Origin of the sequence: Mucilaginibacter sp. McL0603, assembly GCF_049992945.1 — a bacterium.
GTDB lineage: Bacteria > Bacteroidota > Bacteroidia > Sphingobacteriales > Sphingobacteriaceae > Mucilaginibacter.
The window spans coordinates 3,770,670-3,783,667 of sequence record NZ_CP188251.1 but is presented as its reverse complement, the minus strand read 5'-3'; the positions used below and the strand labels follow the sequence as shown (position 1 = coordinate 3,783,667).

Annotated in this window: 14 protein-coding genes; 9 read left to right on the top strand and 5 right to left on the bottom strand. The window is 38.9% G+C overall.

Annotated features, from left to right (window positions below; all coding sequences use genetic code 11):
• Positions 1–5: 5 nt before the first annotated feature.
• Positions 6–1,217 carry an IscS subfamily cysteine desulfurase gene (locus tag ACPPVU_RS17310; RefSeq protein WP_426667783.1) on the bottom strand — a complete coding sequence of 404 codons (1,212 nt, stop codon included), beginning with the start codon at positions 1,215–1,217 and terminating at the stop codon, positions 6–8.
• Between the two features lie 107 nt (positions 1,218–1,324).
• Between ACPPVU_RS17310 and mce the strand changes: the two genes are divergently transcribed.
• Positions 1,325–1,726, top strand: coding sequence for a methylmalonyl-CoA epimerase (gene mce / locus ACPPVU_RS17305; RefSeq protein ID WP_426667782.1), 402 nt, complete (start codon positions 1,325–1,327; stop codon positions 1,724–1,726).
• Here mce and ACPPVU_RS17300 read toward each other — a convergent pair.
• Positions 1,723–2,700 (bottom strand): ion channel, encoded by a 978-nt coding sequence (locus ACPPVU_RS17300; RefSeq protein WP_426667781.1) that lies wholly within the window; start codon positions 2,698–2,700, stop codon positions 1,723–1,725. The genes mce and ACPPVU_RS17300 overlap by 4 nt on opposite strands.
• Positions 2,701–3,064: 364 nt before the next feature.
• On the opposite strand from ACPPVU_RS17300, the gene trpD reads away from it, so the two are divergent.
• The 4 genes from trpD to trpA all read left to right on the top strand — a co-directional run bounded on the left by trpD (position 3,065) and on the right by trpA (position 6,698).
• A complete protein-coding gene (trpD, locus tag ACPPVU_RS17295) occupies positions 3,065–4,057 on the top strand; it encodes an anthranilate phosphoribosyltransferase (RefSeq protein WP_426667780.1) in 993 nt (330 codons plus the stop codon).
• Positions 4,057–4,671 (top strand): phosphoribosylanthranilate isomerase, encoded by a 615-nt coding sequence (locus tag ACPPVU_RS17290; protein WP_426667779.1) that lies wholly within the window; start codon positions 4,057–4,059, stop codon positions 4,669–4,671. Before trpD ends, ACPPVU_RS17290 begins: the two co-directional genes overlap by 1 nt.
• Entirely contained in the window at positions 4,668–5,849 is a 1,182-nt protein-coding gene (gene trpB, locus ACPPVU_RS17285; RefSeq protein ID WP_426667778.1) for a tryptophan synthase subunit beta, read from the top strand. Before ACPPVU_RS17290 ends, trpB begins: the two co-directional genes overlap by 4 nt.
• A gap of 78 nt (positions 5,850–5,927) precedes the next feature.
• Positions 5,928–6,698, top strand: a complete 771-nt coding sequence (trpA, locus tag ACPPVU_RS17280) for a tryptophan synthase subunit alpha (RefSeq protein WP_426667777.1) — start codon at positions 5,928–5,930, stop codon at positions 6,696–6,698.
• A gap of 43 nt (positions 6,699–6,741) precedes the next feature.
• Here the strand turns inward: trpA and ACPPVU_RS17275 are convergent, their stop codons facing one another.
• From ACPPVU_RS17275 to sucC, 3 genes are all read right to left on the bottom strand, one after another.
• Positions 6,742–7,362, bottom strand: a complete 621-nt coding sequence (locus ACPPVU_RS17275) for an L-threonylcarbamoyladenylate synthase (RefSeq protein WP_426667776.1) — start codon at positions 7,360–7,362, stop codon at positions 6,742–6,744.
• A 148-nt stretch (positions 7,363–7,510) separates the two neighbouring features.
• Positions 7,511–8,047 (bottom strand): YceI family protein, encoded by a 537-nt coding sequence (locus ACPPVU_RS17270; RefSeq protein WP_426667775.1) that lies wholly within the window; start codon positions 8,045–8,047, stop codon positions 7,511–7,513.
• Between the two features lie 234 nt (positions 8,048–8,281).
• Complete coding sequence (sucC, locus tag ACPPVU_RS17265) at positions 8,282–9,475, bottom strand: ADP-forming succinate--CoA ligase subunit beta (protein ID WP_426667774.1); 1,194 nt, start codon at positions 9,473–9,475, stop codon at positions 8,282–8,284.
• Positions 9,476–9,694: 219 nt separating this feature from the next.
• On the opposite strand from sucC, the gene ACPPVU_RS17260 reads away from it, so the two are divergent.
• The 4 genes from ACPPVU_RS17260 (at position 9,695) to ACPPVU_RS17245 (ending at position 12,910) form a co-directional block, all read left to right on the top strand.
• Positions 9,695–10,348 carry an ABC transporter ATP-binding protein gene (locus ACPPVU_RS17260; RefSeq protein WP_426667773.1) on the top strand — a complete coding sequence of 218 codons (654 nt, stop codon included), beginning with the start codon at positions 9,695–9,697 and terminating at the stop codon, positions 10,346–10,348.
• Positions 10,349–10,355: 7 nt separating this feature from the next.
• Positions 10,356–10,664 (top strand): hypothetical protein, encoded by a 309-nt coding sequence (locus ACPPVU_RS17255; RefSeq protein ID WP_426667772.1) that lies wholly within the window; start codon positions 10,356–10,358, stop codon positions 10,662–10,664.
• Positions 10,651–11,268: an HAD hydrolase-like protein gene (locus ACPPVU_RS17250; protein WP_426667771.1), complete on the top strand. Its 618-nt coding sequence runs from the start codon at positions 10,651–10,653 to the stop codon at positions 11,266–11,268. Before ACPPVU_RS17255 ends, ACPPVU_RS17250 begins: the two co-directional genes overlap by 14 nt.
• 67 nt (positions 11,269–11,335) lie before the next feature.
• Positions 11,336–12,910 (top strand): S41 family peptidase, encoded by a 1,575-nt coding sequence (locus ACPPVU_RS17245; RefSeq protein WP_426667770.1) that lies wholly within the window; start codon positions 11,336–11,338, stop codon positions 12,908–12,910.
• Positions 12,911–12,998 lie beyond the last annotated feature (88 nt).

Sequence of the window (12,998 nt, the reverse complement as noted above, 5' to 3'; positions counted from 1 at the left end):
ATAAATTAATGTTCTGCCCACTCAATTGAGTCAAGGTCGATGCCTTCTTTAAACATTTCCCACAGCGGAGAAAGTTCGCGTAAGTGAGTAACCGATTTTTTAGTTACCTCGATAGCATAATCTACTTCTTCTTCGGTAGTAAAACGTCCTAAACCGAAACGGATAGAAGAGTGCGCCAGGTCATCTGATAAACCTAAACTCTTTAATACATAAGATGGTTCAAGCGATGCAGATGTACAAGCTGAACCTGACGATACCGCCAAATCTTTCATTGCCATCATTAATCCTTCGCCTTCTACGTATTTGAATGATAGATTGGCTACATGTGGTAAACGATGTGCTACATTACCATTCACATAGCTTTCTTCTAATACTAAAAGCGAACTCTGCAGCTTATCGCGCAAGGCAGATAAACGTTTTGCTTCGCTTTCCATTTCCTGCATGCAAAGTTCGCAAGCTTTACCAAAACCAACTATGCCTGGTACATTTAATGTGCCTGAACGCATACCGCGCTCATGGCCGCCACCGTCCATTTGGGCGGTAACCTTAACTCTTGGTCCTTTACGGCGAACGTATAATGCGCCAACACCTTTAGGACCATACATTTTATGCGCGGTAAATGCCAATAGGTCGATGCCATCAGCATTCACGTCTACAGGTATCTTACCAACAGCTTGTGTAGCATCTGTCATAAACAGGGCGCCGTATTTGTGTGCAATAGCAGCAATTTCTTTTATAGGCTGGATAACACCGATCTCATTATTGCCATACATGATCGAAACCAAAATAGTTTCGCTGGTCATAGCTGCTTCAAGCTCCTGCAGGTTGATCATACCATCTTCCTGAACTGGCAGGTAAGTAACCCTTCCACCCAGTTTTTCAACATGTTTGCAGGTATCCAATACAGCTTTATGTTCAGTAGCGGCAGTAATGATATGATTACCTTTATCCTTATACATCTCAAAAACACCTTTGATAGCCAGGTTATCTGCTTCAGTGGCGCCAGATGTAAAAATGATCTCTTTCTCACTTGCGCCAATTATTTTGGCAATTTGCTCACGTGCATAATCAACGGCTTCTTCGGCTACCCATCCAAAAGCGTGATTGCGGCTGGCGGCATTACCGAATTTCTGGTTAAAATAAGGCAGCATAGCTTCCAGTACCCGTGGGTCCATGGGTGTAGTCGCGTTATTATCCAGGTATATTGGGATGTTCATATTTCTATAAATTAGTAACAATACAAAGATATGCAAAGTTTTTATTTAAAATCATTCAAAACAAGTATCAATCATCAGATAAAGGTAATTATTTGCAATATTTGGATATGACAAAGATCGAACACATAGGTATTGCGGTAAAGGATATTGGAGGGGCTGGAATAATATATGAAAAGCTATTGAATACCAAAGTTTATAAAATTGAAGATGTTGAATCAGAAGGTGTTAAAACGGCTTTTCTTAAATCGGGGCCAAATAAGATAGAATTATTGGAGGCCACCTCAGCAGATAGCCCGATCAGTAAGTTTATCGAGAAAAGGGGAGAAGGCATACACCATATTGCATTTGATGTTGAGGATATTGTGGCAGAGATGGTGCGCTTAAAAAAGGAAGGTTTTATTCTTTTGAACGAAATCCCTAAAGAGGGCGCAGATAATAAACTGGTTTGTTTTATCCATCCAAAAAGTACCAATGGGGTTTTAATAGAGCTTTGCCAGTCTAAACCTTAGTGTTTAGCTACAGGCTGGGGCCTTATGAATGGCTCAACCATTCCATAATCATTTATCCTGCTCAAATCCAAAACTATCCGGCCATCTTCATCCCGGTCAAATGATGGCTTAAACTTAGCATCCCATACCATATGTTCAAACTGATAGGATGTTCTGGAATGTACAGTTTGGGAAAAGGTATCATCAAAAGCTTTCAATAGTACAGCAAAACTTGCCTGGTTATTTTTAAGATCTTCAGGCGTTATGTCTTTCAGCGGACTGTTATCATCAAGGGGATGTACCACGGTCCAGCTCAAAGTCAGTATGCTCACGTTTTTTCTTTCCAATTCAAGCGGGAAAAACCTTCTTACCTTTTTGCCATTGACATCCTCATTGTACGAAAAAATGATTTCTATCTGCAGGTCGATCAGTGTATTGCGTCGTAAATTGGCCAACCGAAACATGAGACCCCTGCAATTTTCCCTGTAAGGCGATACTAAAAGGTTCTCGCTATAGGCGATTTTTGCTGTCGGCCTCGAAAAACGTCCATATAAAAGGCCCGTTGCCAACGCAAAAGCAAGCAAACCCATCATGGATTCCAAAGCGGCAACGCTGTTTGTCGCCATCCCCCTGGGACTGATATGCCCATAACCTACTGTAGAAATGGTTTGTGCGGAAAAGAAAAAGGCATCCCAAAAATGCTGATAGGTACTTGTGCCTTCGGCACCATTTAGATTTTGTACGCCTATAAAAAGATAAATGAATGCAAAAATAGTGTTGATAACCAAATAGCCACTTAGTACAAGCAACCAGAATTTTTCCCAGCTCATGGTTATGAGCTTATGATAATTATTTGCGTTGTTAAAAAATGGCAGTCCCCTGCGCTTTACATTGATCGAACCATCTTGTCTGATCAATGGCTGATTTTTCATGACCGGCTGTGTGCCAAATCCAAGATCGTCTTCGGGGTTGAATTTTCGTTTATGAATGGCCATGTTTGGTTGATTGAATTGGATTAAGTTGATCGGGTTGGATTAAGTTAAACATAATATCGATATGAATAACTTAATCTTACTAATCAACCACTTTATTTAATCAACCAAATTTATCATTCTGCTTGCTTTTAGAAAAAACTATTTCCATATTTGTGCCACAGACAATGAATAAAGTATTAAACAACAATTGGTGGTGGCTTAACGAGTAATCGTAAGGCAGTCCTGTTTTTGTTTAAAAGATATATGCAGAAGGGTTGCCGTAAGGTAACCCTTTTTTTTGCCCCAACCCCTAAAGGGGAGCAGAGGGCTAAAAGAATAGTTTTATAAAATTAAAATTAAAGTCCCCCTTTAGGGGGCAGGGGGTATGAAAGCAATATTAAACCATCTTTTTGAAAATAAGACATTTACCCGTGAGCAGTCAAGAGAGATTTTGACCAATATTGCACAGGGTAAATATAATAACTCTCAAATGGCCGCCTTTATGACCGCCTACTGTATGCGCAGTATTACTGTAGACGAATTAGAGGGTTTTAGGGATGCAATGCTTGATCTTTGTTTACCCGCCAACCTGGAAACTGATGAATTGATCGACCTGTGCGGAACAGGCGGTGACGGAAAGGATACTTTTAATATTTCAACTCTGGCATCTTTTGTAGTAGCCGGGGCGGGGTATAAAGTGGCTAAACATGGTAATTATGGTGTTTCATCAGGCTGCGGTTCATCCAATGTTATGGAGTTTTTGGGTTACCAGTTTACCAATGATGTGGATAAACTGAAAAGGAGTACTGATAAAGCTAATATTTGCTTCCTGCACGCGCCATTGTTTCACCCGGCAATGAAGACGGTAGCACCGATCCGTCGCGAACTGGGTGTGAAAACTTTTTTCAATATGCTTGGCCCGATGGTTAATCCTGCAAAACCTCAAAACCAAATGGTGGGGGTATTTAACCTCGAGTTAGCACGGGTATATGCTTACCTTTATCAAAAATCAGATGTGAAATATACCATCCTGAATGCGTTGGATGGTTATGATGAAATATCATTGACCGGGGATTTTAAAACTTTCTCAGCAGAAGGCGAAAAAATAAATAGCATTGAGAGCCTGGGCTTTGAAAAGCTTAATCCTGAACAGATAGCAGGAGGCAGTACCGTTAAAGACTCTGCCGAAATATTTATGAGCGTGCTAAACGGCGGAGCTACACCGGCACAAAACAACGTGGTTTTAAGTAATGCGGCGTTAGCAATTAAGACCATCCACCCGGAAAAAGCCTTTGCCGATTGTTTTTGTGAAGCTGATGAAGCATTGTTGAGCAAAAAGGCATTGTTGAGTTTTAAAACATTGATCAGCAGCAACTAATGAAGATAAAGATTTGCGGTTTAAAGCATCCGGATAATATAAAAGCTATAGTAGATTTAGCACCTGACTATGTGGGCTTTATCTGCTATGCGCCTTCACCAAGATATGCTTCTGATCTGCAAACTGAAACACTTGGCCTTTTACCGGAAGGTATTTATAAAACAGCTGTATTTGTAAACGAACAACCCGAAACAATATCGAAACTGATAGATACTTATAACTTTGATGCCGTGCAGTTACATGGGAATGAAGATCCTGAATTTTGTAGCTCGCTCAGAGATAAAGTGACTGTAATTAAGGCATTTGGATTAGACGAGAATTTTGATTTTGAAAGCTTGAACGAGTTTTCTGATAGTGTTGATTATTTTCTGTTCGATACGAAAACAGATAAGCATGGAGGCTCCGGAACAGCATTTGATTGGACTTTATTGGATAAATATGAGTTGGACGTACCCTTCTTTTTAAGCGGGGGGCTGAGCCTGGACAACCTTGAAACTGTAAGATCAATTGATCACCCTCAGTTTTATGGCGTTGATTTAAATAGCAAGTTTGAGATCGAACCGGGGCTAAAGGATATAAACAAACTAAAAAAAGCATTTGACATACTAAGATGAAATACGGAGTTAATGAACAGGGCTACTATGGGGATTTTGGTGGCGCCTATATTCCTGAAATGTTGTATCCTAATGTAGAGGAACTGCGGCAGCAATATGCCCAAATAATTAAAGATCCTGATTTTATAGCCGAGTATGACCAGCTTTTGAGAGATTATGTTGGCCGCCCTTCGCCATTATATCATGCCAAAAGATATTCTGAAAAGTATGGTGCCAATATATTCTTTAAACGCGAAGATCTGAATCATACCGGATCGCATAAAATAAACAATGCTATTGGGCAGATATTACTGGCGATCCGCTTAGGCAAAAAAAGGATTATAGCTGAGACCGGCGCGGGTCAGCATGGTGTGGCTACAGCTACAGTTTGTGCATTAAAAGGCATTGAATGTGTGGTTTACATGGGTGAGGTTGATATGGAGCGCCAGGCACCCAATGTATCGCGGATGAAAATGCTTGGCGCAAAGGTAGTACCGGCCAAATCAGGCAGTAAGACACTGAAAGATGCTACCAACGAAGCCTTGCGTGATTGGATAAGTAATCCTATTGATACACATTATATCATTGGATCAGTTGTAGGGCCGTATCCTTATCCTGAAATGGTGGCGCAATTTCAGTCTATCATTTCATTAGAAGCTAAGCAACAATTGCTAGAGAAAACAGGCAGCGAACTGCCTCAATATGTCCTGGCCTGTGTAGGTGGTGGCAGCAATGCAATGGGAATGTTCTATCATTTTTTGGATGATGAAGCAGTTAAGCTGGTGGCAGTGGAAGCAGCAGGGCAGGGGGTTGACAGCGGACATTCAGCAGCGACCACTTTCTTAGGTCGTGAAGGCGTTTTACATGGCAGCCGTACCATTTTAATGCAAACTGATGATGGGCAGGTAGTCGAACCATATTCAATATCGGCAGGATTGGATTACCCTGGCATCGGCCCGCAGCACGCATATTTGTATAAAATAAAGCGCGCGCAATATGTCAGCATTACAGATGATGAAGCATTACAAGCCGGTTTGCTATGCTCGCAATTGGAAGGAATAATTCCGGCTATTGAAACAGCACATGCTTTGGCTTATTTAGAGAAAATGACTTTCAAAGCCGATGATAATGTGGTGATCTGCATATCAGGTCGCGGCGATAAGGATTTAAGTACGTATATAAAGTATTTTGGATATTGAATAAGTCCATAGACCATGGTCGATAGTCCATGGTCTTTTTTTTAACTATGGTCTATTGACCATTGACCATTGACTAATATGAACCGACTAAACAAACTTTTCGAATCAAAAAAGGATAATTTACTATCTATATACTTTACTGCAGGATATCCTGAACTCTATACGACCGTGGCCATTGCAGAAGCACTGGAAAAAGCCGGTGTTGATTTTTTGGAGATCGGCTTCCCTTATTCTGATCCTGTTGCTGATGGGCCAACTATTCAGCATAGTTCTGAAAAAGCACTGGAAAATGGTATGCACCTAAACAAGCTTTTCGAAGAGCTGAAAGATCTGCGTAAGCATGTCAGTATACCTATTTTATTAATGGGTTACTTTAATCCCATGGTACAGTATGGAATCGAAAGGTTCTGTAAAAAGGCCGCTGAAGTTGGTGTTGATGGTGTTATAGTTCCTGACCTGCCGATGTATGAGTATGAAACACTGTATGCAAAATACTTTAAGGATAATGGCCTCAGCAACATCTTCCTGGTAACACCGCAAACATCAGAAGATCGTATCCGTAAAATTGATACTTTAAGCAACAGTTTTGTTTACCTGCTATCCTCTTCATCCATTACAGGGAAAAACTTAGAGGTATCCAATACTATTGAGGATTATTACAAACGCATTAAAGCCATGCAATTGAAAAATCCGGCTATTATCGGCTTTGGTATATCCAATAATGAAACTTTTAAGAAGGCATGTGAGTATGCACAGGGTGCGATTGTGGGCAGTGCTTTTGTGAAGTTTTTGGAGAAGGAGAATTATTTAGAAAAGATACCGGAGTTTGTGAAGGGGATTCGCCCATAGTTCAGATTTACGAAGTTTTAAAAACTTCGTAAATCGCTGTTAATCACAAATACAATTCCAATTCCCCTTTACCTTCACGTACAATCTCAAACTCACCCGAAGTACAATCAACTACAGTGGATGCGATATTGCCGCCATAGCCACCATCAATCACCATATCAACGCTATCCTCGTATTTTTCATAAATTAATTCCGGATCGGTAGAGTATTCGATGATCTCATCTTCATCATGTATAGAGGTGGAAAGGATGGGATTGCCTAGCACCCTAACAATTTCGCGGGCAATAGAATTATCAGGCACACGGATACCGACTGTTTTTTTATTTGAGCTAAGCAACTTTGGCACTTTATGACTGGCGTTAAAAATAAATGTGAATGGCCCCGGCAATGCCTTTTTTAACACCCTGAAAGTAGTATTATCTATTGGTTTGATATAGTCAGAAATATGGCTCAGATCGTAACAGATAAAGGAGAAGTTTGCCTTTTCGGGCTTAATATGCCTGATCTGACAGATGCGTTCAATCGCCTTTTGATTGGTAATATCACATCCCAACCCATATACCGTATCAGTAGGGTAGATGATGATACCACCTTTACGGAGTACTTCGGCTACTTGTTCTATTGCTTTGGAATTCGGGTTTTCAGGATATATTTTTATAAGCATATTCAACAAATATATCCTTTAGATAGTTTAAAAAAGAAAGCCATTTGCAAAGCAAATGGCTAATGGTATAATATGTGATTTGTATATCGAATTTCGAATTTTCGATTTGAAATTTATCGATGATTCAAATCCGATATCCGGGATTAAATTACTTTTGTTTTATCAGCTGTGCATTGATGATCAGTTTGATGTCTTCACCAGCTACTATTGATCCTGCTTCAGTTATGCCATTCCAGTTAAGGCCAAACACTTTACGATTAATTTTACCGGTAATTTCGAAACCTGCTTTGGTATTTCCATAAAAATCGTCCGCAGAGCCACCAAATTCTACATCAAGCGTAACAGATTTAGTTACATCTCTAATAGTCAGGTCACCCTTCAGGTCATATTGATCTTCTCCTGTTTTTGTTAATGAAGTTGATTTAAATTTAATGTGCGGATATTTTGCGGCATCAAAAAATTCAGCTGATTTTAAATGCTCATCGCGTTGGGTTTGGTTAGTGTCCACACTGTTGATGTCTATTGAGAAGTCAATTTTTGCATGTTCAAAATTGTCACCATCTGTTTCAACTGATCCTTCAAAACTTCTGAAAAAACCGCTCACAGTTGAAATAACCAGGTGTTTAACTTTAAACTGTACTTCTGAATGCGTTGGGTCAATTGACCACTTTGTTAATGTTGCCATAGCTTTAATGATTGTTTTATAGGATCAAATTTAAATATATTATATGTTTAAACATCTATTTTATTTTTAAGATTACAATTTGTCGACAAATTGTATAGACATTCAACCCTGCAAACTACTTTTTGTTTATTAACAAGCATTAAATAATAGAAAACATAGCATACTACAACATTTATTAAACAAAAAAGGAGACGATACCGTCTCCTTATATATTTTAGTATTAACAATATTAGTTTACAGCGCTAAAACTTCTTCAACTCTATGAGCTGCTTCTTTTAGTAATATAGCTGAGTAAACTTTTAAGCCTGAGTCGTCAATCAGTTTTTTGGCTTCTTCGGCGTTTGTACCTTGTAAGCGAACGATAATAGGAACATGGATATTGCCAATTTCCTGGTACGCATCGATCACACCTTGCGCGACACGGTCACAACGTACAATACCACCAAAAATATTGATCAATATTGCTTTTACTTTCGGATCTTCTAATATAATATTAAAAGCAGCTTTTACAGTTTCAGCATTAGCGGTACCACCTACATCCAAAAAGTTAGCAGGTTCACCGCCGGCCAGTTTAATAATGTCCATTGTAGCCATAGCTAAACCAGCCCCATTAACCATACAACCTACGTTACCGTCAAGTTTCACATAGTTCAGGTTTGATTTGCTTGCTTCAACTTCTGTCGGGTCTTCTTCGTTCAAATCGCGTAAAGCAGCAAAATCCGGGTGGCGGAATAATCCGTTATCATCCAGGTTCACTTTAGCATCTACAGCTAATATTTTATTGTCAGAAGTTTTCAAAACCGGGTTGATCTCAAATAAAGAGGAATCGGTAGCGTCATAAGCTTTATATAAAGCAGTTACAAATTTCACCATGTCTTTAAACGCATCACCTGACAGACCGAGATTAAAAGCGATCTTTCTTGCCTGGAATGGCTGCAATCCTACTTTAGGGTCTATTTCTTCTTTGAAAATAAGGTGAGGTGTATGCTCAGCAACATGCTCAATATCCATACCGCCTTCGGTTGAATACATTACGATATTGCGGCCTTTGGCACGATCAAGTAAAACGCTCACATAGAATTCTTTCGTTTCACTTTCACCCGGATAATAAACATCCTGGGCAACTAATACCTTATTAACTTTTTTACCTTCGGGCCCTGTTTGTGGAGTGATCAGTTGCATGCCCAATATATTGCCTGCCTTCTCTTTAACCTCATCAAGATTTTTTGCAAGTTTAACACCACCACCTTTTCCACGTCCACCGGCATGTATCTGTGCCTTAATTACTACCCAGCTTGATCCTAAATCTTCCTTTAATTTCTGAGCGGCAGCTACCGCTTGCTCAACTGTATCGGCAACGATGCCTTCCTGCACCCTTACACCGAAGCTTTTTAATATCGCTTTACCCTGGTATTCGTGAATATTCATGTTGTGTGAAGAATTTGCATCAAAGCTACTATTTTTGTTCAGATTGTTGTAAAGTTGAAAGGTTGGAAAGTTGAAATGTTACATTAATTTTATATATGATGCAAAGACAGAAAGCAAAAAATTTAGCATCTGCTTATTACAACTAACATACAAAAATAACTTTCCAACCTTTCAACTTTCCAACCTTTCAACAAGCAAACAAACTACTACATTTGTACAATGCTCAAAGCCCATTCTATTTTTAAATCATACGGACAGCTTAAAATCTTAAAAGGTGTTGACCTTGATGTTAAGAAAGGAGAGATCGTAACTATTGTAGGCGCTTCCGGCGCAGGTAAAAGCTCATTGTTAAACATACTCGGTACATTAGATAAACCCGATTCCGGCAATGTGGTTATAGGCAGTACGGACGTAAACAGATTAAGCAATAAGGATTTAAGCGCATTCAGAAACAGCCAGATAGGCTTTGTTTTCCAGTTTCATCATTTATTGGTGGAATTTAATGCAATAGAGAATGTTTGTATCCCAGCATTAATAGCCGGCGATACACGTGCTGTTGCCGAAAAGAAAGCACTTAAATTGTTGGACAGGTTAGGTTTACACGAAAGAATTAATCATAAGCCAAGCCAACTGTCAGGCGGCGAACAACAAAGGGTAGCAGTAGCGCGTGCACTGATCAACGAGCCTGCACTGGTTTTTGCTGATGAGCCCTCAGGCAATCTTGATTCCGTCAATGCAAATGAGTTGCATCATTTATTTAGTGAACTGAGAAGCGAGTTTAATCAAACCTTTGTGATCGTTACACACAATGAGCATCTCGCTGAGTTATCAGATAGAAAGATTTTAATGAAAGATGGTTTAATAGTTCAGTAGGGTTATCGTGTATACACTCATAACAGCGGCTAATTCTGCAGAAGCTTACAATTTAAAAAATAAGTTAGGCGGGGATCATATTCTGTTGGGTGATTATCAGGAATTGCCCGATGTATTATTGCAATCAGGTAAAATGATTAAGATTCCCGATCCTAAAAGCGTTTCCTACACACATCAAATGCTGGCGTTATGCCTTGATAAAGATGTAAATACTATTTATGCTTTGCGTGAGCAGGAAAAACAATTATTAGTAAATGCCGAACAATTATTTAACGAATATGGTATTAAAGTAAAAGCATCGGATGATAAAATATAGCGACATAGATCAGCGTAAGGAAGCTTTTATATTTGAACTGGATGATGTTTTGTTCCCGGAAAAAGACTATCTGTTCCAGGTTTATTATCTTTTTGGATCTTTTATAGAATATACCGAACTAATAGATCAGAAAGAGGCAACTTCTCTTATGGTTGATACGTACCTATCTGAAGGAAAGGAGATTGTTTTTGATCGTTTAAAGGATAAATTTAAAATTGATGAAAAATACCGGTCTAATTTCAATCATTTAAATATAACCGCAAAGCTACCATTAAAGTTATTACTCTATCAAAGCATGCTTGCGTTGTTGCAGGATATTGTAATTGATCGTAAAAAGATATTTATTTTAACAAATGGCAATCCAGAGCAGCAGTTGAATAAAATAAAGCAAACCGACTGGCAAGGACTCGAACCTTATTTAACTTGTTACTTTGCCAATGAGATTGCTCCAAAACCCGAAACTGATAGTATAGATCTGCTGATAAAAGATCACAATCTGCAGCGAAGGAATATTTTAATGATCGGAAATTCAGATATTGATAGACAATGTGCAGATGCGTCAGGCCTGGATTTATTAAAACCGATTGAGTTTTCAGAAGTCTGACTACAACTTAATTTACGTATATTTCGTTTAAATCCAAATATTTTAGCCACTTTCATACTCAATTAATATGAAAAAATTATTTTACTTAATTTTTGTTCTTGGTGCCATCGGGTTCTCGGCTTGTAAGAGTACCAAGAAGCAAGATCCCAAACCAATGGATACGTCGAAACAGGCGCCTACAACGCTAGATTTGATTAAGGACTCGATATTTTTATATGCTAAGGAAGATTATCTCTGGAATACATCATTGCCAACTTATGCGGCATTTAATCCGAGATCATTTACCGGTGGGGATGACATTACTGCCTTAACTAAAGAAGTAAATGCCATATCACAAATAGCCATTAATCCATTAACAAGTAAACCATATGAATATTATAAAGATGCTCCGGGAGAAGCTAAATATTCATTTATTGATGATGGAACGGTTTCGGCTGAGTTGAATGGCATTAAAGGAGACTTCGGTTTTGCACCATTTTATAATCTGGTTAATGATCTGCGCATAAAATATGTTTATCCGGGATCACCTGCTGATCAGGCTCATATAAAACGCGGTTACCAGATAATGAGTATTAATGGGAATACCAGTCTGTCATATGATGGCCCGAGGTATGGAAATGGCAGCAGTACGAACCTTAATTTTGTGATCAACGCTTACTCTAACAGTAACAGCATTTCAATGACTTTGAAAAAGCCGGATGGGAGTATTTTAACGGTAACTAATATGGGTGTAGCTAATTATACAGTTAATCCTGTTCTTAAAGATACAGTATTTGATCAGGGTAACGGACACAAAATTGGATACATCGTTTTCAATAGTTTTACATCTGATGCTAACGCAGATCCGAAATTAGATCCTGCTTTTGCCAATTTTGCCGCCCAGGGTGTTACCGACCTTGTTGTTGACTTACGTTACAATGGTGGTGGCTACGTTTTAACAGCAGAACACCTTGATAATTTGATCGTTCCGGCTGCAAAAACGGGTTCGCTGATGTACAATACCTATTACAATGATATTCTTACAAGTGGTAAGGAAGTATTGCTTAAAAACCAATGGCGCAAAGACCCGGTATACGGAGATTACAATTATGGACCAGACTATATTGATTATTCACTAGCATTTAATGCGGTTAATTTTGCTAAAAGTGGTTCGCTGAATGTTAATCGTGTTTTTTTCATTGTTACAAATTCTACAGCTTCGGCAAGTGAATTAACCATCAATAATCTTCGCCCTGTAATGGATGTTAAATTTATTGGCGATACCACTTATGGTAAGCCTGTGGGTTTCTTTGATATTGATATCAATAAGTACCAAATGTACATTCCCGAATTTTATACGCAAAATTCAATAGGTCAGGGAGGATATTATGGAGGATTCTATCCTGGAACCTCTTCTTATCCTGGTTTCGAAGATCAAGATGATGTGACAAAAGATTTTGGTGATCCGACAGAAGGCCTATTGGCCCATGCGCTGAATTATGTTAAAAATGGTACTTATGCTGTGCAAACGCAAGCTATACAAAGTTTGAATTCAAGAATTGGAGTCCTTTCTATCGGGGCTCAGAAGGCAGCGGTTAGGAAAATGGATCAACATAAATTTACCGGGATGATATTTAATAAGAAGCGTAAATTGAAGAGGTAAAGATTTAAGAATAAAATCATAAGAGGCCGTATCATAAATCAAATGGTGCGGCCTCTTTATTTTGCAGCTGATTCATCAGTTTGCATAC

Coding starts and splice junctions, on each gene's coding strand:
- sucC (WP_426667774.1), bottom strand. CDS start 9,475: ATGAATATTCACGAATACCAGGGTAAAGCGATATTAAAAAGCTTCGGT.
- ACPPVU_RS17290 (WP_426667779.1), top strand. CDS start 4,057: ATGAAGATAAAGATTTGCGGTTTAAAGCATCCGGATAATATAAAAGCT.
- trpA (WP_426667777.1), top strand. CDS start 5,928: ATGAACCGACTAAACAAACTTTTCGAATCAAAAAAGGATAATTTACTA.
- ACPPVU_RS17275 (WP_426667776.1), bottom strand. CDS start 7,362: ATGCTTATAAAAATATATCCTGAAAACCCGAATTCCAAAGCAATAGAA.
- mce (WP_426667782.1), top strand. CDS start 1,325: ATGACAAAGATCGAACACATAGGTATTGCGGTAAAGGATATTGGAGGG.
- trpD (WP_426667780.1), top strand. CDS start 3,065: ATGAAAGCAATATTAAACCATCTTTTTGAAAATAAGACATTTACCCGT.
- ACPPVU_RS17310 (WP_426667783.1), bottom strand. CDS start 1,217: ATGAACATCCCAATATACCTGGATAATAACGCGACTACACCCATGGAC.
- ACPPVU_RS17260 (WP_426667773.1), top strand. CDS start 9,695: ATGCTCAAAGCCCATTCTATTTTTAAATCATACGGACAGCTTAAAATC.
- ACPPVU_RS17245 (WP_426667770.1), top strand. CDS start 11,336: ATGAAAAAATTATTTTACTTAATTTTTGTTCTTGGTGCCATCGGGTTC.
- trpB (WP_426667778.1), top strand. CDS start 4,668: ATGAAATACGGAGTTAATGAACAGGGCTACTATGGGGATTTTGGTGGC.
- ACPPVU_RS17250 (WP_426667771.1), top strand. CDS start 10,651: ATGATAAAATATAGCGACATAGATCAGCGTAAGGAAGCTTTTATATTT.
- ACPPVU_RS17270 (WP_426667775.1), bottom strand. CDS start 8,047: ATGGCAACATTAACAAAGTGGTCAATTGACCCAACGCATTCAGAAGTA.
- ACPPVU_RS17300 (WP_426667781.1), bottom strand. CDS start 2,700: ATGGCCATTCATAAACGAAAATTCAACCCCGAAGACGATCTTGGATTT.